This window comes from Bradyrhizobium sp. 142, from assembly GCF_023074015.1.
GTDB lineage: Bacteria > Pseudomonadota > Alphaproteobacteria > Rhizobiales > Xanthobacteraceae > Bradyrhizobium.
In genome coordinates this window covers 1-507 of the sequence record NZ_JADPKQ010000296.1, presented here as the reverse complement: position 1 = coordinate 507, position 507 = coordinate 1, and the positions used below count along the sequence as shown (strand labels likewise).

Here is a 507-nt window from a genome sequence, read left to right as displayed (position 1 = left end):
CGCCGGCCACATGCGCCTGCCGCATCGTCGGCGACAACCGGCCTTCCCAGGCTCGATAGAGTTCGCAGAACCAGCTGCGGCCGTAACCGTCGGGATGCGCGGCGCGATATTCCTCCCAGATCAGTTGCAGCGTCACGCCCTTGCGGCGCAACTCACGGTGGATCGCCGGCCAGTCCGGTAGCGACCGCCAATCCTTGGCCGTGGTCGTCGGCACCGGATAGAGGCGGCTCTCCAGTGCGGCGTCGTCAAGATCGTCCGGCAGCGGCCAACCGACGCCGGCTTCGCGCGCCCGGCGCAGGCACGCTCCGGCGGCGGTCGGGCCAATCCCGAGACTGGCGGCAATCTGGCGCTTGGACAGGCCGGCGGCCGACAGCCGCAGGACGTCGCGGATCTTGCGCATGGGTAATCTCTGTTGGGCCATCCCCACTCCTCTCGAAAAAGGAGCGAAGTCCGGCTGATTCGCGGATCACCCAACGGCGTTCATCACGCCCGTCCACAGCCCTGTTA

At 67.9% G+C, this 507-nt stretch carries 1 pseudogene; it reads right to left on the bottom strand.

The features are described from left to right. Nucleotides 1-400 (bottom strand): annotated as a pseudogene (locus IVA82_RS26515) (IS21 family transposase); the annotation flags it as partial. Nucleotides 401-507 lie beyond the last annotated feature (107 nt).